At 71.0% G+C, this 19,269-nt stretch carries 14 protein-coding genes, 1 tRNA gene and 1 pseudogene; 8 read left to right on the top strand and 8 right to left on the bottom strand.

The features are described 5' to 3' along the window. The gene (locus ACIRA5_RS10840) at positions 1–1,740 is read right to left on the bottom strand and encodes an HEXXH motif domain-containing protein (protein ID WP_403689497.1); all 1,740 of its coding nucleotides are present in this window, start codon (positions 1,738–1,740) and stop codon (positions 1–3) included. Positions 1,741–1,751: 11 nt separating this feature from the next. After that, entirely contained in the window at positions 1,752–1,922 is a 171-nt protein-coding gene (locus ACIRA5_RS10845; RefSeq protein WP_159055261.1) for a hypothetical protein, read from the bottom strand. A 195-nt stretch (positions 1,923–2,117) separates the two neighbouring features. Here ACIRA5_RS10845 and ACIRA5_RS10850 point away from each other — a divergent pair, with 195 nt between their 5' ends. From ACIRA5_RS10850 to ACIRA5_RS10865, 4 genes are all read left to right on the top strand, one after another. Then, positions 2,118–2,420 (top strand): trypco2 family protein, encoded by a 303-nt coding sequence (locus ACIRA5_RS10850; RefSeq protein WP_095853951.1) that lies wholly within the window; start codon positions 2,118–2,120, stop codon positions 2,418–2,420. Positions 2,421–2,423: 3 nt separating this feature from the next. Further along, entirely contained in the window at positions 2,424–3,539 is a 1,116-nt protein-coding gene (locus ACIRA5_RS10855; RefSeq protein WP_403689500.1) for a trypsin-like peptidase domain-containing protein, read from the top strand. A gap of 131 nt (positions 3,540–3,670) precedes the next feature. Beyond that, on the top strand, positions 3,671–3,841 hold the full coding sequence (locus tag ACIRA5_RS10860; RefSeq protein WP_403689503.1) for a hypothetical protein: 171 nt from the start codon (positions 3,671–3,673) through the stop codon (positions 3,839–3,841). A gap of 17 nt (positions 3,842–3,858) precedes the next feature. After that, complete coding sequence (locus ACIRA5_RS10865) at positions 3,859–5,673, top strand: HEXXH motif domain-containing protein (RefSeq protein ID WP_403689505.1); 1,815 nt, start codon at positions 3,859–3,861, stop codon at positions 5,671–5,673. 10 nt (positions 5,674–5,683) lie between these two features. Here the strand turns inward: ACIRA5_RS10865 and fxsT are convergent, their stop codons facing one another. The 4 genes from fxsT to ACIRA5_RS10885 form a co-directional block, all read right to left on the bottom strand. Continuing rightward, positions 5,684–9,610: an FxSxx-COOH system tetratricopeptide repeat protein gene (fxsT, locus tag ACIRA5_RS10870; protein WP_403689508.1), complete on the bottom strand. Its 3,927-nt coding sequence runs from the start codon at positions 9,608–9,610 to the stop codon at positions 5,684–5,686. 376 nt (positions 9,611–9,986) lie between these two features. Further along, entirely contained in the window at positions 9,987–11,408 is a 1,422-nt protein-coding gene (locus ACIRA5_RS10875; protein WP_403689510.1) for a hypothetical protein, read from the bottom strand. Between the two features lie 431 nt (positions 11,409–11,839). Next, positions 11,840–12,055, bottom strand: a complete 216-nt coding sequence (locus ACIRA5_RS10880) for a hypothetical protein (protein ID WP_403689511.1) — start codon at positions 12,053–12,055, stop codon at positions 11,840–11,842. A 221-nt stretch (positions 12,056–12,276) separates the two neighbouring features. Next, positions 12,277–12,783, bottom strand: coding sequence for a hypothetical protein (locus ACIRA5_RS10885; protein ID WP_403689514.1), 507 nt, complete (start codon positions 12,781–12,783; stop codon positions 12,277–12,279). 316 nt (positions 12,784–13,099) lie between these two features. Between ACIRA5_RS10885 and ACIRA5_RS10890 the strand changes: the two are divergent. Beyond that, a pseudogene (locus tag ACIRA5_RS10890) lies at positions 13,100–14,000 on the top strand (tyrosine-type recombinase/integrase). 368 nt (positions 14,001–14,368) lie between these two features. Here the strand turns inward: ACIRA5_RS10890 and ACIRA5_RS10895 are convergent. Beyond that, positions 14,369–14,442 (bottom strand) — tRNA-Thr (locus ACIRA5_RS10895). Positions 14,443–14,667: 225 nt separating this feature from the next. On the opposite strand from ACIRA5_RS10895, the gene ACIRA5_RS10900 reads away from it, so the two are divergent. The 3 genes from ACIRA5_RS10900 (at position 14,668) to ACIRA5_RS10910 (ending at position 17,327) form a co-directional block, all read left to right on the top strand. After that, complete coding sequence (locus tag ACIRA5_RS10900; RefSeq protein WP_352044051.1) at positions 14,668–15,804, top strand: sn-glycerol-3-phosphate ABC transporter ATP-binding protein UgpC; 1,137 nt, start codon at positions 14,668–14,670, stop codon at positions 15,802–15,804. A gap of 246 nt (positions 15,805–16,050) precedes the next feature. Continuing rightward, on the top strand, positions 16,051–16,500 hold the full coding sequence (locus ACIRA5_RS10905) for a hypothetical protein (protein WP_352044050.1): 450 nt from the start codon (positions 16,051–16,053) through the stop codon (positions 16,498–16,500). Positions 16,501–16,595: 95 nt separating this feature from the next. After that, the gene (locus tag ACIRA5_RS10910; RefSeq protein ID WP_392928385.1) at positions 16,596–17,327 is read left to right on the top strand and encodes an NDP-sugar synthase; all 732 of its coding nucleotides are present in this window, start codon (positions 16,596–16,598) and stop codon (positions 17,325–17,327) included. A gap of 104 nt (positions 17,328–17,431) precedes the next feature. Here the strand turns inward: ACIRA5_RS10910 and ACIRA5_RS10915 are convergent, their stop codons facing one another. Then, positions 17,432–19,132, bottom strand: a complete 1,701-nt coding sequence (locus ACIRA5_RS10915; RefSeq protein WP_403689519.1) for a DoxX family protein — start codon at positions 19,130–19,132, stop codon at positions 17,432–17,434. Positions 19,133–19,269 lie beyond the last annotated feature (137 nt).

The raw sequence follows: 19,269 nt of genomic DNA on the forward strand, positions 1-19,269 counted from the left end.
TCAGGCCCCGTTCGCGAGGGCGCGCCCCAGTGCCAGCGGATCGGCCTGTCCGTCCAGTTCGCCGTGCAGGGCCATCGCCAGCTCCGGGCGGCCCAGTAGTCCGTCTCCCGCCGGGTCCCCGGCGGCCCGCGCGGCGAGGCCGAGCCCCACCCAGGTCTCGGGGTCGCCCTCGCCGCGGCCGATGCGCGCACGGAACGCGCTCAGAGCCTCGGCGGTACGGCCTTCCACCAGGGCGATGTCCTCGAGGCGCGCGCCGGCGACCACCGCGCCGGGGTCGTCACGGAGCGCCGCGAAGCCCGCGGGGTCCGCCAGCAGCCATCGCAGCAGCACCGCCCGGGTGTCGATGCCCCGCGCCGGACTGCCCGGGACGGGCACGGGCTCGGGCTCGTCCGTCGCCCTGGGCAGCGGGTTTCCGTCGGCCCAGGCCGCCGCGTGGGCGCGGAGGGTCCCCGGCGCGGGCCGTAGATGGCAGGCGCGCCAGGTGGCACGGTGGTCGGCGACCGCCAGGGCAGCCGCGGCCCGGACCCGGGCGTCGACCGGTTCGTCGAGCCAGGGCTCGATGCGCCGCGTCAGCTCGGCCACCAGCCGCCGCCCCAGATCGTTGAGCCCGTCCGCCGAACCGACGGCGCGCAGCGCGTACGCGGTCTGGCTGCGCCACAGCGCGAACTCGAACTGTCCGAGGGCGTGGCCGCGCCGCCGCCAGAACGCGGTGACGCCGAAGAAGGCGTACACGCCCTGGAGCAGCCCGCCCAGGGGACGGGGGTCGTCGCGCCAGGGGGCGTAGTGCAGCCGGGTGCCCTGGTCGTCGTACAGGGTGAACAGGTGCATGAACGCGCTGAGCTTGTTGTGCTGGAACTCGTGCACCAGCGTCGAGGCGAACTGCTCGGCGTCGTCCGGGGCCGATGCCAGGGCGGTGCCGAAGGCGTCGCCCGAGGACGCGCTGTGCGGCCGGAACCTCTCGGCGCGCGGACGGGGCACCACCGACACCAGTCCGCCGGCCAGCGCCTCGGCCGCCTCGGTGTCGGTGCGCCGCAGGATGTCCCAGGCGGGGCCGAACAGTTCCTGCCACTCGGCGGTGGAGCCGATCGGTTCCACCCCGGCCGGTCCGCGCAGGTCGCGGTAGGGATCGGTGTCGTCCAGGAGCAGGGTGCAGCCGTCGGCGCGCAGCTCGGTCAGGGCATGCCAGTCCGGCCCTCCGAGGGGGCGTCCGGCGATCCGCACGGATCCCGCGGAGGCGCTGACCTCGGCCACGTCCCAGTCCGCCCGGCCGGGCACCCGCATCGCCCCGAGCGCGGGCAGGACCACCCAGCCGTGGCGGACCGGGACGTCGGTACGGAACTCCAGGCCGACGCGGACGGCCGCGGTGGCGGCGATCGCGTGGAGGTGCCCGGTGTCCGCCCAGAGGGGTGCGGCGTTCTGGGCCGTCCCGCGCAGCCGGCGCAGCGTGTGCGCCGCCCACACACCCACGGCCGGATACGCCAGCAGGTCTTCCACCGCCTCCTTGGACACGGCCCAGGCGCGCGACAGCACCTTCCAGCCGTCCGCCAAGGGGGGCAGGGGGCCGGCCGGTGCCGTCGCGGCCGAGTCCAGCAGGGCCCGGACGACGAGCAGCCGCCAGCTCCGCTCGCTCACCCGCAGACGGTTCACCGTCGCGGGGCCGCCCCCACCGCGCAGCAGTTCGTCGAACGACTGCGACGACAGGACGTGGGGCAGGGCATGGGACCGCGCCGTCTGGTGCACTTCTCGCGCCGCTACGCGTCGCGCTGCGGGTTGTAGCCGCCGAGGCTGCTCGCGGGGTCGTCGATACGGCTGAGCAGCCGACGCATGGAGCCCTGCGCGGACGGCAGGTCCAACTGGGGCCACGCGTCGAGCGGAACGTCGCTGAGGTCGATCAGCTCGGACTCGACTCCGGACTTCTCCATGGCGGCGCCCCTGTGACAGTGAAGTGATGCGATCAATGCCTTACATATCACTGAATATGGCGTTTCCAGGGATTTCAGGCTACTTGGGTGACCCTATTGCATCAACGTCGTCACGCGGGGCCACAGCGCGGAATCGGCCCGGATCGGGTGACGGAAGGGCGGTGGGAGCACGGGCGGTGCGGGTAGGGAGCGGGTGTGATTGAACTCGCTGAACTGATCGAGGAGTTGCGCAGGGAACTGACCGCGGCCCGGACGGCCGCGGAGGGGGAGGATCTGTACTTCGAGGTGGGTCCGGTGGAGCTGGAGGCGGCCGTGGTCGTGGAGCGGTCGGCGACGGCGGGCGGCAAGATCCGCTTCTGGGTGGTGGAGGCCGGCGCGGACGGCCGGGTGGCGGACAGCGTCACGCACCGGGTGAAGCTGACGCTCGACCCGCGCACCCACAGCGGCGGCGGACGGGCCCCGTGGGTGGGCGGCGCCGAGACCGAACGAGAGCGCTGAGCCGTGGCGGCACAGGATCCGCGCCGCGGACTGGATCCGGTCCGGGTGGCGGAGGTGATGGTGCGACCCCTCGCGGGACGGGGCCCCGGACGGCGCGGTTCCGGCTACCGGGTGGGTCCCTGGTGGGTGCTCACCGCCGCACACGTCGTCCGTGACGCGAGAACGGGAGCCACCGGCGTACGGTTCGAGGCGGACCGCGCCGACGAGTGGACCGTGGCCGCCCGGGTGGTACTGGCCTCGGAGAAGGCCGACGTGGCGCTCCTGGAACTGGACGGATCCGCTCCGCACGGCGTCCACGCGGCCGTGACCGAACCTCCCTCGTACGGGGCCGTGCCCGACGCGGACCTCGTCCTGCCGTGCAGCGCGATGGGCTTCCCCCGGTTCAAGCTGCGCGAGGACCGGATGCGACGGCTCGACGACGGCTCGGCGTCCCAGTACCGCGACTCCTGCCACGCGACGGGCATGACCTCGGTGCTGTCCAACCGCCGCGAGGGCACGCTCGAACTCGCCGTCACCCCGCCGGAGTCGGACGCCGAGCCGGACCGGTCGCCCTGGGAGGGCATGTCGGGCGCGGCTGTCTGGCACGACGATGCGATCGTCGGCCTGGTCAGCGCGCACCACCGCACGGACGGTCTCGGCCGCCTCGCCGCCGTCCGCGTGGACCGCTGGTACGAACTGTTGACCAGGTCCGAACTGGCCCTGCTGCACGAGTGCGCCGGCCTGCCCGCGTCGGCGCCCGAGCTGCCCCGCATCCCGTCCGCACCGACCGCCGCCGCGGGCCCGGTCACCCTGACCGACCTGCGCGACGACCTGCCGCTGCGCGAACTCGACGGCCTGGTGGGCGCGTTGACGGCACTGCCCACGGTGAGCGACCGCACCACCCTGGCCCTGGTCCTGAACAGCATCAACCCGGCCATCGCGGCCATGAGTCCGAGGACACCGGCGCTGAGACCGGACGTGTTCGGAATCCTGCGGACCTGCCTGCGCTACCCGGGGACCTTGGACCAACTCCTCGAAGCGATACGGTTGATGGAGGGCGACTCCGCCGGGGTGGCCCGCATGGACAAAGAGGCGGTGGAGTTGTCCCGGCGCCACCGTCGAGCCGGTGAGAGCCGCTGACCTGATATCGCGCCGCCCCGCGGGTGCGGGGTTTCATCCTGGGCACGGCGGGCCATTATCAGGGGGATGTGAGCAGCCCGCATCCACAAATGCAGCCGGGGGGAAGGGGTTTGGCCGTCATGGAGCCGTCTGTGGCCGCCGTCGAGTCCAGCCTGGTCGATCTCGCGGGGGTATCTCTTGAAACGCTGCGCTCCATTGACAGCCGGGTCCTCGCCTCGTCGATGGAGGAACTGCAGCGAAGAATCGACCACCAGATGGCCAGCGTCAGCGGAATCGACGGCGGTGCCGAACGTTTCGACTGACACCTCCGGGGTCGCTCGTGAGTGCTGAGCCGTCCCTGCCGCATCATCGCCTGCCGCCGGACAGCCTGGCCGAACTCGTCCGTGGTGAGGGCGGCCCGGCCACCCTCACCTCTTTGCTCGGGGCCGAACGCAGCCGTCGTCTGCTGTTGCTGAGGATGCTCGACGACGCCACGGATCTCGGCCCCGCGTGGGACCTCCTCAGCCAGGCGCAGCAACGCGCGCCCGCCCTTGTCGACGACCTGCTCATGTATCCGCAGACGGGCATGTGGCTGGCCACCGCGCTGCACCGGCTGCGGGGGACGGCGTCAGGGACGGAGCCGCCGCTATGGGTGGTGCTCGGCCACTTCTCGGCGCTCGCCGCGGCGGCAGCGCTACGCGCGGAGCTGGACTTCGGCATCCAGGTGCCGGCGCGGCACGGCCGGGTGCCATTACCGTCCCTGGGCTGTGCGGTGCTGCCCACGACCGAACCATGGACGACGGCCACCGTGCGGGCCGAGGCCGGGCGCGCCGTGGTGGAAGCGTCCGGGGCCGGGGTCGTGATACCGCTCCCGTTCGGTTCGGCGGGAGCGGGGTGGCATCCGGTGCGCCGGCTGACGGTCGGCCCGGCAGGCCGACGGCTCGAGATCGCGCTGGACGACGTGGATCCGTACCGGACGTATCCGCAGCCGACCGAGCCGCGTCCCCTGTCCGAGGAGGCCGCCGCGCACTGGCGGCAACTGCTGGAGCGGGCCTGGGCGGTGTTGCTGGGAGACCAGACACGCACGGCGGAGGCCATGCGGCGGAGCGTGTTCTCACTGACACCGACAGCGGCCAGGGAAAGGTTTCGGCCACGCAGTGTGACAGCTGGGGAGGCCTTCGGGGGCATCGAGGCCTCGGAGCCGGACGACGCCGTCGAACTGGCCGTCACCCTCGTGCACGAGTTCCAGCACACCAAACTGGGCGGACTGCTCCATCTGACGCCACTGCTGACGGACAGCTCCGACGACGGTACGGAGCTGTGGTACGCGCCTTGGCGGGACGATCCCCGGCCTCTTGAGGGGCTGCTGCAAGGTGTGTACGCGTTCGTGGGGATCACCCGCTTCTGGCGCGCGCACCGCACGGCCGCAGCCGCGCAGACCGCCATGGCGCAGTTCGAGTTCGCGCTGTGGCGGACCCATGTGGCGACGGCGATGGAGCAGATCCACCGGCATCCGCGCTTCACCCCGCTCGGCACTGCCCTGCTGGACACACTGCGCACCCACTGCGCGCAGTGGCTGGCGGAGCCGGTTCCCGAGGAGCAACGGGCCCTGGCCCGCTTGTGCACCGACGACCACGTCGCGCGCTGGCGGGCACACCACCTGCGGCCCGCCGCGCCCGCGGTCGACGCGGCCGTACGCGCCTGGCTGGACGGGGCGAGCGGCCCGCCCGATGCCCTGGCGGCCGAACCCGAGGTCGTGCCCGATCCCTCGGCGCGCTGGCTGGACAGCCTGGCGATGCTCGTCCGCTACCGCCTCGGCGACACGGACGACGACCGGCCCTCGCCCGACTGGCCCGAGAAGGCCGCGGCCCGCGTCACCGGCGCGGTGACCGGCGACGCTCTCCTGGCCGCGGGCGACGTCACGGGGGCCCGGCACGCCTACCTGGCGGACCTGGCCGTGGAGCCCGACCGGGCCGGAGCCTGGGCCGGCCTCGGCCGTGCCCTCGCCGTGGCGGACACCGAACCGACGGCGGCCCACCTGCTGTGCCACCACCCCGAACGGGCGCGAGCGGTGCACCGCTCCCTGCGGCAGGTCACAGACACCCCACCGGACCCGATCCGCCTCGCCACCTGGCTCGGCTCGTCCCCGGTCTGACCGGGACGGATCACATCGGCATCGGGTCGATGTCGCAGTCGGTTCGCTTCCTGGCCCGTGCCTGCACGGTCGCCGGGTGGGGAGCGGACTCGGCAGACCTGAGGCGGGGCCCGTCCAGGACCCTCTCCATACGGGCCAGGGTGTCCGCGCGCAGCGCCTCGCCCGCCGCCTCCTCCCCGAGGGTGACGAGGTCAAGGGAGAGGTTCGCCGCGCCCACCAACGTGGTCGGGTGGTCCTCGCCCAGCCGCGCCCGGCACAACGCCACGGTCTTCTCGCCGAGTTCGCGGGCTTCCTCCACCCGCCCCAGCGCACTCAGATCGCTCGCCAGGTTGATGGCACAGGCCAGCACGATCGGATGGTTCTCCCCGAGGCGCCCGGTCAGTGACTCCAGCGCCGCCTCGTCGAGTTGCCTGGCCTCCTGCGCCCGTCCCAGCAACCGCAGCGTCACCGCCAGGTCGACATCGGCCGCCAGGACATGGGGGTGGTCGCCCTGGTAGATGGTGCGGAAGCGTTCGCCGGCCTTCTCGCCGCGGTCCCTGGCGGCCTCCAGCTGACCGTTCTGCCGCAAGGCCACCGACAGGGCGAGCGCGGCGGTCAGGGACTCCGGGTGCGTGTCGCCATAACGGCGAGTGAACTGGTCGAACGTGTCGCGTGCCAGTTCCAGCGCGGTGACGTGGTCGCCCTCCTTGCGGCAGGCCTCGCTCAGCTGCCGCACGGTCCGCAGAGTCGTGGGGTTACCGGCTCCGAAGGCCGCCCGGTAGCCGTCGACGACCGCCTGCTGCAATGACCGCGCGCCCACGTAGTCACCCGTCTCACGCACGTCGACGGCGACGCTCGCCTCGGTCACCAGTGCCTGTTGGTGATCGCGGCCGAACAGCCGTGTCTTCATCGCGTGCGTGTGCCGGTCCAGTTCCAGCGCGCGCTGGAACTCGCCGACCAGCCGGAGGCTCACCCCGAGGTTGTGAGCGGTGACCAGCGTGGTGGGGTCGTCCTCGCCGAAGGCGCGCCGAGCACGCTCATAGGCCATCTCGTCCAGTTCGGCACCCGCACCGAAGTCCCCCTGGTGGCGGCGTACCGCGGCTTCGAGGTTCAGCGCCACCAGCGCGTCCTCGCGCGTGTCCTCCTGGTTCGCGGGCGCGGTGCGGTCGTAGACGTTCCTGAGCTGGGCCACGAGCCGGGAGGCGTCGTCGTAGCGCCCCACCATCAAATACAGGAAGCCCAGCCACCAACCCATCAGAAGCGTCTGCTGGTCCTCCTCCCCGAACAGCCGCTGCCACACCTCCCAGGCCTGCTCCGAGAACTCACGGGCGACCTTGTGATCCCCCCAGTACCAGAGGTACTTGGCGACGTTCATCACGAGCTCGCGGACCCACGGCTGGTCGGACTCGACGGCGCCCGACGCGATGACATGGCCGTAGAGCTCGGCGTAGCGCGGCCAGTTGGCCGACTGGTTGGGCCCCTTGGGGTCGGAGGCGGCCAGCAGGGTGTGGGCCCCATTGCGCATGCGGTTCTGTTCCTCGGGGGTCATGCGGTTGATCAGCACGGCCTGCACCAGGCGGTGCATCTCGATCGAGTTGGTCCGGTGGTCGATGCGGGCGAGGGAGTAGCGGTTGATCTCCCGGATGGCGCGGGCGAGCCGCATCGGGTCGTTGAGGGCCCGGTCGAGTTCGGGGTCGATGCTGGAACCGCCGAGGCCGGAGAAAATCGAACGGGAGATGGGGTCCGGCGCGAAGTACGAGCAGAGCTGGAGCAGCCGCAGCGCGGCGAGGCTGCGCGTCTCCAAGTGGTCCAGAGAGACGTTCCACGCGGCCGCGACCGGAAGCTGGTAGTCCGGCGGCGGTGACACCTCAAGGAGTTCACTGCGCTTGTCCTCGAACAGGCGCAGGTACTCCGATACCGGCATCCCCGTCTCCGCACGCCAGGCGGCGGCCTGTTCCAGCGCGAGCGGCAGGTCCCCGAGGGCATCGGCGAGGCGGTCCGCCTCGGCGTCGTCGAGGTCCCCGGGGGAGCCCGAACGCCGCAGCAGCTCCTTGCTCTCCTCCCGGGTGAAGACATCGACCTCCAGGGAGGGACCCACGACGCTCCAGCGCCGGTTGCGGGAGGTGACGAGGATGGTGCCGCTGCCGCCGGTGGGGAAGTAGTCGCGGACGCGTTCGGGACTGTCGGCGTTGTCGAAGATCAGCAGCCAGCGCGAGTACGGCCGCCCCTCGCGCAGCGCCTCGCGCACCGCGGGTCCGGCGATGTTGGCCTCGGCGCTGGTGCCCAGGCCGAGCCGCTGCGCGAGCTCCACCAGCGCCTGGCCGATCTGCCCGGGGCGCTCGGCGGGGATCCACCAGACGACGTCGTACTCGGACTGGTGCCGGTAGGCGTACTCGATCGCCATCTGGGTCTTGCCGACACCACCCATGCCGTGGATGGCCTCGGGCAGCACGGTGGTCGTGCCTTCCCGAAGGCGCTCCCGCAGTCGTTCCAGAAGGTCCACGCGGCCGGTGAAGTTCGGATTGCGCGGGGGGATGTTCCCCCAGATGCGCGGCTGCGTCGAGCGCGCGCTCTCCACCGCGGGCTGCTGCGTGGTCGCCATGTTCGTGGCTCCTTCTGAAGTTGTCTCGGGCCCCCTCGGGGCGTGTGCGGCATCCCGGTGGGCCCGGGTGGTGGGGTCCTGGTGCCGCGTATGGGTACGTGTGTCCTTGCCCAGGTTGACCGTGTTCTGCAGGTCGTACGCGCGCAGTGCCCGCGCGAGACGCTCGGCCTGGGGCAGGAAGCGCCCGGACAGGGCGCGCAGCGCGGCCAGTTCGATGCGCAGGAACGCCACGTTCCGCGGGGTCACGGGTGGCACGTCGGTCGTCTCGAGGAGTTCGTGCGCGGCGGGCAGGACCGGGTCGGAGCCCTCCGGGACCGCCATCAGCACCCGCACGTCGTGCAGCACCCGGACGGTGTCCCGGCGGCGGGCCAGGGCCAATAACTCCTGGCGGATGTTCGGGCCGAAGGCGAAGATCACGTCGGCCGCGCGTTCGGCCTCCGCGCCCGCGGGCCGCACCAGACCGCTCATCAGCAGCTCGGTGAGGTGGGCGGGTCCGGCACCCGGCACCGAGGCCGTCAGGGCGCTCATGACGGGCAGCGCCAGAGGAGCCGCCGCAAGCCGGGTGGCCAGGGCGAACGCGGTGGGCGAGGCGGCGGCCCGGAACTCCGAGACGCGCTCCCACGGGGGTACGGCGCTGGCGGGGTCGGGCACGTCGTCGACCCAGGGCACGGCACGCGCGGCGTCCGGCCGCCGCTTCCAGTCGCGGGCCCGCACGCCTGACATCTCCACGCCGTCCGGGGCCCGGCCCGTCACCAGGTCGACCCAGCCGGTGAGGGAGTGACCGGTCCGCTCCAGAACCGGGACGGGCACCACGCCGGCCCGTGCCGCCGTGTCGTCGTCCACCGGTTCCAGGGGTGAGGTGCGCAGCTCCCAGCCCAGGGAGTCGTTGGGCGCCCAGGGGTGCCCGGAGCGCAGGCGCATGCGGTAGACGTCCAGGCCGGTACGGAACCAGAGCCGTTGGGGCAGCAGGTGCATGACCGCGAGGGGCTCGGAGCGGCCGAGTTCGCGCAGCAGCGGCAGCACCGCGTCCGAACGCCAGCCCGCGGCCAGCCCGTCGGTCAGCACCAGCACCACCCGGTGTTCACCCACGGGCGGGGGCAGGTGTTCCAGCCGGATCCGGCCCGGCTCGGTGTCGTCCGAACTCAGCAGCCGTAAGCGGGTGATCGGGCCCAGTGCCTCCTGGCGGGCGAGCTCGTCGGCCAGTCGGGCGACCGTCTCGTCCCAGACCCGCATGGTCACGTAGTCGTCGACCACGAGCAGTACGTCCGGCAGTACGTCGGGGCGGTCCGCGGAAGAAGCCCGCCCGAGGCCACGCAGGGCGTGCGACACCACGTCGAGTGACGCGTCGTCGGACACCGTTGCCGATGCGGATACCGATGCCGATGCGGAGGGTGGTCGTGGACCGTCGTCACACTGCATAAGCGCCCTCAGAGCGTCCGGTCATGCCCGACGACGAAGGGAGCACCGAGGAGGAGTCCCGCAGTCCGCGGGCATGCGTGACATCCACGTGCCAAGCCTGGCAGTGGTCTGCTTGCGGTGCAACATGGCAGGCCACAGGAGACGGTAGAAGGGTCCGAAACTCAATCGCCGGGTGGTACTTGCCCCCTGGGGACAGCCGATGGCGCTGTCTCGTCAACAGCCTGACAGTCGGCGCTGACGTGTGCAAGACCGTGCGGCATCCGCCTCCGCGCGCCGGTCGGAGGCCCCTTCCGGGCCATGGGCGCATGATGACCTACACCGGTCCGGGCGGACTCGGCTTGCGCTCGGGGTCGTCGAGCAGAATGGCCAGATGGCGACCCACGTGCAGGTCCCACGCCCCGGGGCCGAGGGCCAGCGCGTCCTTGCGCCACTCCCCGACCCGTTCCGCCAGGCTGCCCAGCCCCCGGTCCTGGAGTATCTCGCCGATGGCGTCCTTGAATTTCGGGTCCCCGCAGTCGTTGCGGTGCCAGATCATCGCGGGCACCCCGGCCCGCAGCCCGGCGAGGACCTCGCGGCGGCCGGTGCCCGACTCGTCGCCCGGGGGCTGGCTGAGCACCAGGCACACCGCGTGCCGGTCCTCCTTCAGCTCACGCTCCAGATGGAAGAAGTACGCCTCGTCCTGCGCCGGGCTGCTCCAGTGCGGGTGGCTGTCCGCCGGGCGCTCCCGCAGCTGCCGCCACTTGTGGTGCCAGGGCCGGTGCCAGGCGGCCCGCTGCAGGCGCTCGATGCTGCGCACCACCACCGGATAGTCCATGACCAGCGGGGTCGGGGCCTCGGAGCCGGACTCCTTCGACCACCACTCCACGGGCTCGTTGAGCAGCTCCCAGGGCAGGATGAACTCCAGGATCACCGGCTGCCGCAGGTCGGCCCACTTCTCCTCGGCCTCCTCTATCAGCCGCTCCACCGCGCCCGGGAGCTCCTCCCGGCCCAGGTGGACGGTCTCGCCGCGCACGGGGTGCCAGCCCTCGGAGTCGGACTGGCGCCAGTGCGAGAGGTAGTACCGGTCGGGCTCGATGCGGTCCGGCTCGAACTGGATCATCAGATACGCGGGAACGAGGGAGGGTGCGGGCTGCGGAAAGTCCGAGTGCTGCCAGTCCGCCAGCAGGCCCTCCATGCCCAGGGCGAGGGTCTGGGTGCGGTTGAAGCGGCGCAGTACCTCGGCGGCCTCCCCCTGGCCGTCCTCCATCAGCCGATCGGCCGACAGCGCCAGGAAGGCCATGCTGGGCGGGAGTTCACCGGCCGGGGAGTTCTCGCCCGCCAGCCTCAGGAAGACCTGCCACCCCGTCTGGCACCACCCGGGCAGCTCCTGGACCCGGGAGCGGCTCGCTCGGCGCGCCATGACGGCCAGATCCGTGGAGCCCATCGCCAGCAGGACGGGCCGCAGGTGCCCGAGATCGGCGTTGTTGAAGAAGTCGACGGCCTCCCACTCGTCCACGAGCGGCCACAGCTCGGCCACCGTCGCCGACTGCTGTTCCACGTACTCCAGCGACCGGACCAGGCAGGCCAGGCCGTCACCGACGGCGGTGCACTCCTTCACCACCTGTAACAGCCACGGCCGCAGCCGGTCCCCGCCGAAGGGTTCCACGGGCGCGGCCAGTTCACCGGCCAGCAGATCCCGCCAGACCTCGCGGCTGCTCCCCTGGCTCACCGTGGCCGACCCCTGCAACGCGTCCACGATGGAGACAATGAGCTCGTTGCGGACCCGATCCGGACTGCGCCCTCTCACCCCGTTACCTCCACACAGCTGGCGCGGCACCCTGATGGTGCCCAACAGGGTAAGGCCGTAAAGCGGGGCACGGCAGGGAAAACCACGGGCATCACCGCGGGATGCCCGTGTCGTTTGCGCTGTTGGAGCCCCCTGTCGGATGCGAACCGACGACCTTCGCTCGACAAGTTCCGCCCAACACCCCGACGACCAGGGGTGATGCCGTTCGGCCTGGCCTGCGAGGTGCGCGGCTGGTTCTCTCGATACGGCGACGTGCACGGGTGTTGCCGTCAAGGACTGCCGTCACGTCATGAGGTCTCGGAGCTGCGGTTTGGCCTGGCGGAACGCCGACCGGCGCGCTCTCCGGGTTCCCGCTCAACCTCCCGTAGTCCCCCATGGGGTCAGGGACGGTAGTGGTCGGTCATGGTGGGCGAAGAGCCGTGCACTGCGCCGGCGTTGTAGGAGACCCTGTCGTTGTACGCCTGCACCCGCCGTGCTTGCTCGATCAGGCGACCGTCGACGTTCTCCGTGTTGCCGCTTCTTCGGCGCAGGAGCACGAAGAGCAGGACCAGTACCGCTGCCACCAACAGGCCAAAGAGCACGCCGAGCTCGACCACAGACGGTCCCCCCGAGTGAGTGTGTGACGCTCCACGATAACGAGCAGCCTGAAAAGTGCCCAGTACGCGAGCTGTAGATCGCGATCTTCGTGCCTGGGCGGCTTGTCGCTGATGGTGGATGACCTGGGATCGAGCCTGGTGGCGGCGCCGATGGGACCAATCGAGCCGGTGGGCCGTGCCGTGGACGGCCCAGCCTTCTCACCGGGCGGGGGCAGGGCCAGTCAGCGGTCGAGGTCGATCGTGAAGCGCCTCATGCCCGTACCGATCGTGTCGGCGTGGACCGAGCCACGAGCCTGGTCGAATGCCCCGGTGCCGCCGGTGATCGCGTTGTCGAACGAAGGGGGAGGGCCCGGGTTGAGAATGCCGAAGACCATCCCCTGCACGGTGAGTTGGCCGCCCGGGAGGTTGTAGTTCACGACGCACTCCTCCGCTCCGCCGTTGTCGACCCGGGTGGTGGTGCAGGTGCCGCCGGTGTCGCCGACCTGGTTGCCGTGCTCGTCGAAGAGGTCCGAGCGGAAGACGGTCCGATCGCCCTGGGCGGGGCTGCCGCCGGGGTTGACGGGGAAACGCGTCTGCTCCGCGAGATGGCCGATGAGTGTGATGACTCGGTCTCCGCCCTTGGCCTGGGCGAAATCGGTGTCCGTCGCGGCGGCCGCGACAGGGGCGCAGGCGAGAAGGGTGACCAGCGCAGTGGCCGTGCCGAGACAGGCTCCCTTGATGGGGCGCATCGTGTGGCTCCTGAGGTTGATGTTCATGGATGGTCAGGTGCCGCATTCATAACCTCGGCTCTGCCGCCGCCCGGAACGTCCCGGCGCGACCCACCGTCAGATCCGACCAGTCGGACCAATCCGGGACGAGAGACGGCCCGGCCGACCGCGCACTACGAAGACCGCGATCCACAGCTGGAGCACTAAGCCGCAGCAAGGTCTGCGACCTCATCCGATCCCGTCAGTTGGCGAGCTTCACCGTCGGGCGCGCACGGCGCGTCTCCCCCGACAGCTTGCGCGCCTTCATCCAGGAACAGATCGAGGAGAACGCAGCCTGATGACGTCCCGTAAGAGAAACCCGAACGGCGCCGGCAGCATCTGGCAGCGCAAGGACGGGCGCTTCGAGGCGCGCGTGTACGTCCCGCAGCCTGACGGCACCCGCAAGCGCAAGACGGTATACGGCTCCACCTGGGAAGAGTGCGACGAGAAGCGTCAGGAGCTCGTTCGACGCGACCGCCAGGGGATCGACGCCTTCCCGGTCCGCGAAGCTCTCCGAGTGGCTGCCGTACTGGCTGGAGGAGTACATCAGGCACCGCTGTTGGGCTGCCGCCGACTGGAGTCGCTCACCACAGCGAACGTGCGGCTGATGATTTCGAAGGTCACCGTGCAAGCATCGGCGGCAACGGCGAAGGAGGCTCACCGCGTACTGCGCACTGCCCTGACGGCCGCGTGCCGTGACGAGTCGATCAGCCGCAACCTGGTGCAGTGGGTCCCCGCCTCGCGAGTTGAGCCGCGCGAACTGAACCCTTGGTCGCTGGACAGAGACCTTGACGTTCCTGGAAGCCGCGCGGACCGACCCGCTCTATCCGGCGTTCGTCCTGGCGATCGCGCTCGGCCTGCCGTGCGGCGAGATCCTGGGGCTCCAATGGCGGGACGTCGACCTCGATCGGCGCACTCTCACGGTCCGGACCACGCTGAAACGCGGCGGCAAAGAGCTGTACCTCGACACGACCGAGAACCGGCCGCGTCATCCGCAGGTCCGCTTGTACGACACCCGCCACGGATGCGCGTCGCTACTCTTCGCGGCCGGCGTGGCGCCTCGCACCGTCATGGAGATCCTGGGGCACTCGCAGATCGCGGTGACGATGAACGTCTACACCCACGTGAGCGACGACAACCGTCGGGAGGCCATGGGCCACATGGACCGCCTGCTGAAACGCCGCCTGCCTGCCGCCTGACAGACTGCCGGCCGAGGTGGGGCCGACTCAAGGGGCGGGGATGTTCATAGTCTGTGGGCTGGCACTGGTCTCTGTGGTCATTGCCTGGGCGGTCCTGGGAGTGCATGCCTTGCTTCTTGGGCGTATGCCGGGGCAGCGGCTCCCTCGGCTGGCGCGGCAACCGAGGCTCTGGGGGGCGGGGGCCCTGCTCATGCTGGTGAGCTGGAATCTCGACTCCCCGTCGCTACTCGTGGTCGGCATCGGGCTCGTCGCGCTGGGGCACGTCGCGAAACCGATGCGGTGACTCGACCAGTCGGCGCGGGGAGGCGACTGCCGTCAACGCCCCCGTGATCCACGATCGCGGGGGCGTTGTCCCAGGTAGTTCGCGGAGCCCCCTGTCGGATTCGAACCGACGACCTTCGCTTTACAAGAGCGGCGCTCTGACCAGCTGAGCTAAGGAGGCCTGCACGCGTGTGCCCGTGCAGTGTACCCAGGTCCCAGCCGCGCCCTCTCGAAAATTTCCGCGAAGTTCACAGGCCCCCGGCTACTGACAGACCAGGTGAACGCCAGGTACCGTCCTGAAACAGTTCACTCTCGTGGACTACACCACCGCGAAGGCTTCGCGGTGGACACCACCTTTACAACGGATCGTCCGGCACGTTCCTGCCGGTGAAGGGGGCCCCTCACCATGGCCACTGTCTCGTTCGACAAGGCAACCCGGATCTACCCGGGTTCCGAGAAGCCCGCCGTCGATGCTCTGGAGATCGACATCGAGGACGGCGAGTTCCTCGTCCTCGTCGGTCCCTCCGGCTGCGGCAAGTCCACCTCGCTCCGCATGCTCGCGGGGCTCGAGGACGTGAACGCCGGCGCCATCCGCATCGGTGACCGCGACGTCACGCACCTGCCGCCCAAGGACCGGGACATCGCCATGGTGTTCCAGAACTACGCGCTCTACCCGCACATGACGGTCGCCGACAACATGGGCTTCGCGCTCAAGATCGCCGGTGTCCCGAAGGCCGAGATCCGCCAGAAGGTCGAGGACGCGGCGAAGATCCTCGACCTCACGGACTACCTCGCCCGCAAGCCGAAGGCCCTCTCCGGCGGTCAGCGCCAGCGTGTCGCGATGGGCCGCGCCATCGTGCGTGAGCCCCAGGTCTTCCTCATGGACGAGCCGCTGTCGAACCTCGACGCCAAGCTCCGCGTCTCGACCCGTACGCAGATCGCCTCGCTGCAGCGCCGCCTCGGCATCACCACCGTGTACGTCACCCACGACCAGGTCGAGGCCATGACCATGGGCGACCGTGTGGCCGTGCTCAAGGACGGTCTGCTCCAGCAGGTCGACTCGCCGCGCAACATGTACGACCGCCCCGCGAACCTGTTCGTCGCCGGATTCATCGGCTCCCCCGCCATGAACCTCGTCGAGGTCCCGATCACGGACGGTGGCGTGAAGTTCGGCAACTCCGTCGTGCCGGTGAACCGCGAGGCCCTGAAGGCCGCCGCGGACAAGGGCGACCGCACCGTCACGGTCGGCGTCCGCCCGGAGCACTTCGACATCGTCGAGCACAACGGCGAAGCCGCCAAGTCGCTGACCAAGGACACCGCGGACGCCCCGGCCGGCCTCGCCGTCTCGGTGAACGTCGTCGAGGAGCTCGGCGCCGACGGTTACGTCTACGGCAGCGCCAAGGTCGACGACAAGCTCACGGACCTGGTCGTCCGCGTCAGCGGCCGCGCGGTCCCGGACAAGGGCGCCACGCTGCACGTCGTGCCGCGGCCGGGCGAGACCCACGTGTTCTCGACCTCCACGGGCGAGCGCCTCTCCGACTGATCGCCCTGATCACCGCGAAAAGCAAACCGGGGGGACGAAACCCGCGCCGCGGTCGAATTCACCCAAGTTGACGAAGAGGGCCCCACAGCCTGCTGTGGGGCCCTCTTCGTTGTCGACAAATACCCCGGCAAGCCGGTCATTTCGATCCCTGTACGTCAACTCGCCACCCTGCGAAAGCCGTTCCCCTATCCCCCGAACTGATTACTAAATGTCGCCAAATCATCACCCCGCGCTACCCTCACTCGCGTGAAGCACTCCACCACTAACCAACGGACCCGGCGTGGCCGTGGCCCCGCGCGCCGGATCGGTCGCACCCTCGCCCTCGTTCTGCCTGTCGTCCTGGTGCTTTCCGGGACCCTCGCGGTCACCCGAGTCAACTGGTCGGGGAACTCCTCGGACTCGGTGCTCACCGCCTCCTCCTCGGACGTCTCCTCGCGTGCCGTCTCCCGTGCCCCGCAGGACGTGCTGCGCGACCGGCTCCTGCTGGAGCTCCAGGAGGAGAACCCGGGCGTCGCCCTCACTCACCTCCAGGAGGCCGTGAACGGCCGCCCGTCGCTCGCCAAGCACTGCGTCTCCATCGCCCGCGCCCTCGGCCGCGCCGCGGTCCGCGCGTACGGCCCGACGCGCGCCCAGGCGTTCGCGCGCCCTGTCTGCGACACGTCCTTCGCATCGGGGGTCGCGGCCACGCATCTCTGAGCCCCATCGGCCCCACCTGTTCTGTCAGGTAACAGCTACCTAAGGGAACGGTTGCCGACAGAAGCCGTGAGCGGGGCGCCACGTACAGTTCGGGCATGACCCATCCGAACGCCGCGTCACGCCCCGTTCAAGCCGTTGTCCTGGCCGGTGGTCAGGGCTCCCGACTGCGTCCCTACACCGACGACCGGCCCAAGCCGATGGTCGAGATCCCCGGCACCGGGACCCCGATCATCGGTCACCAGCTGACCTGGCTCGCCGAGGAGGGCGTCACCGACGTCGTCGTCTCGTGCGGCCACCTCGCCGAGGTCCTCCAGAAGTGGCTGGACTCGGCCGACCTCCCGGTCAACATCACGACGGTCGTCGAGACGGAACCGCTCGGCCGGGGCGGCGGCCTGAAGTACGCCGCCGCGCACCTCCCCCACCCGGACAAGCCCTGGTACGCGACGAACGGCGACATCTGGACCCGTTTCTCGCTGCGCGACATGGCGGACTTCCACACCGAGCGCGACGCCGTCGCGACGCTCGCCCTCGCCCGCCCGCGCATCCCGTGGGGCGCCGTCAAGACCGACGGCTTCGGACGCGTCACGGACTTCATCGAGTCCCCGCCGACCACGTACGAGATCAATGCGGGCGTCTACGTCTTCTCCGCCGAGTTCGCCGAACTGCTCCCCGAGCGCGGCGACCACGAGCGCACCACGTTCCCGCACCTGGCCCGCGAGCGCCGCCTGGCCGGCTTCCCGCTCCCGCAGGGCGCCTACTGGCGCGCCATCGACACCGCGAAGGACCTCACGGAGGCGGCGAAGGAACTCGCGGCCCTGGGACGCTGAGAGCGGCCCTGGGACGCTCAGAGCCCCTTTGCGGCAGTACGAGGACGGGCCCCGCACATCAGATGTGCGGGGCCCGTCCTCGTACTGCCAGGGGGCGTTACGCGTTACCCGAGGAGACCGCCGACCAGCTTGTCCGAGCCGCCGGAGGTGCCGCCGCCACCACCGCCGCCACCGCCACCGCTCGAACCGCCGGAAGAGGTGCCGCCGGCCGAGCCGCTGCCGCCGGTGCTGGAGCTGCCGCCGCTGGACGTCGGGCCCGCGCTGGTGCTCGGGGCCTGGTGGACCGGCGAGGACTGCTGGGGCGGGGCCTGGCCGGTGCCCTGGGTCTGGCTGGGGCCGCTGGTGACCGTGCCGCCCGTCTCACGGACCGTGGCGCCCGGCGTGGTGGCCGCGCCCGACGGCGAGGAGGAGCTTCCGTGGGTGGGCGCCTTGGCCGAGGCCGAGGGAGTGGTGGCCTTGTGCTGGGGCGTGCCGGGCTCGTCGGGAAGCGGGGAACCGGGCAGTTCGTTGCGCGGGGCCTCGCCCGGTCCCGGCACGACCACCCGGTCGGCGTCACGGACGGCGCCGCCGAGGAGCGAGCCGATGAGGAGCGTGAGGCCGACGACGATGGCCGAGACGAGCGCGCCGCGGCGCAGCACCCGGTGCCGCAGGTCCCAGATGTCGGCGCGGGGCCCGAGCGTGCGCCAGGCCTCGCTCGCGAGGCGTCCGTCGACGGAGTAGACGGGCGCGCCCGCGATGATCAGCGGCGACCAGGCGGCGAGGTAGATGATGTCCGGCGCGTCGTACGCGGGAACCGTCTTCCAGCTGACGGTGACGATGAGCGCGGCCGACAGCATCGCGCCGACCACGGCGGCGACCCGCTGCCACAGCCCGAGCACCGTGAGGACGCCCACGATGACCTGGAGGAAGGCGATGACGAGCCCGGAGCCGACGGGGTGCTGGAGCGCGAACTGACGCAGCGGCTCGGCGACGTCCCAAGGGTGCAGCGTGTTCAGCCACTTGACCATGGAGCCGCGCTTGCCGCCGTCGAAGTAGACGGGGTCGCAGAGCTTGCCCATGCCGGCGTAGATGGAGATGAAGCCGAGAAAGACGCGGAGCGGGAGCAGCACCACGCCGAGGTTCATCCGGCGCCCGGGGTAGTAGGCGTGCCGGACCGGGTCCGAGGCGTGCCGCCTGGCCGGTGTGCCGCCGCCATCGCCGTCGTCGTCGAGGTCCTCCGCCGCGAACTGCCCGCCCGTGTAGCGCGGTTCGTCGTACGCGCTGTCCACGCTGCGCATGTTCGGCAGCAGCCGGGTCCCCGCGGAGTCGTGGTCGTGGCCGCGCTGGCTGCCGACGAGGGGCGTCTCGACCGTGTCGACGGTCAAGTCGCCCGCGTAGCCCTGGTGTTCGTCGAGGCGGGGGATGACCTGGGTGGCGCCGCCGTCGCCCCTCGGGTCCGCGGCGCCGTGGCGCACGCTGGTGCTGCGCACGGCCTGCAGCAGGCGGTGGGCGCCGGTGTCGTCGGGGTCGGACCGCCCGCTCCAGACGACGGGAGCGCGACGGCGGGCCCCGGCGGCCGGGCCGCCCGCTCTGCCCGCCGTACCGACGACGGGGATCCGCGCGGTGTCGTCGGCGCTCAAGTGCCGTGCGACGCGCCAGGATGGGGTCCGCGTCGCGCCGCCTAGCTGCACGCGGAAGCTCGCATGATTGACGATGACCTGCGCCGGATCGCTCGGCACCTTCACCATGCTCAGCGCGGGAGCGTCGTCGAATCCCGACGAGCGGTCCCCCGTGGGTGTGCGGGGTGTTCTGGTGTCCACACTCATCTAACCGAGTGATGTGTGTTTAGGACACTGCTTTGACTGCGCCGATCTGTCCGGACCGCGTCAAGGTCATCCCGAACATCCCGATCGCCCCACGGGGGTGACTCACTCAGACGTCTGCCCAAACGCCTGTTCAGATA

Origin of the sequence: Streptomyces sp. NPDC096311 (assembly GCF_044763085.1) — a bacterium.
GTDB lineage: Bacteria > Actinomycetota > Actinomycetes > Streptomycetales > Streptomycetaceae > Streptomyces.

Coding starts and splice junctions, on each gene's coding strand:
- ACIRA5_RS10845 (WP_159055261.1), bottom strand. CDS start 1,922: ATGGAGAAGTCCGGAGTCGAGTCCGAGCTGATCGACCTCAGCGACGTT.
- ACIRA5_RS10885 (WP_403689514.1), bottom strand. CDS start 12,783: ATGCGCCCCATCAAGGGAGCCTGTCTCGGCACGGCCACTGCGCTGGTC.
- ACIRA5_RS10900 (WP_352044051.1), top strand. CDS start 14,668: ATGGCCACTGTCTCGTTCGACAAGGCAACCCGGATCTACCCGGGTTCC.
- ACIRA5_RS10910 (WP_392928385.1), top strand. CDS start 16,596: ATGACCCATCCGAACGCCGCGTCACGCCCCGTTCAAGCCGTTGTCCTG.
- ACIRA5_RS10915 (WP_403689519.1), bottom strand. CDS start 19,132: ATGAGTGTGGACACCAGAACACCCCGCACACCCACGGGGGACCGCTCG.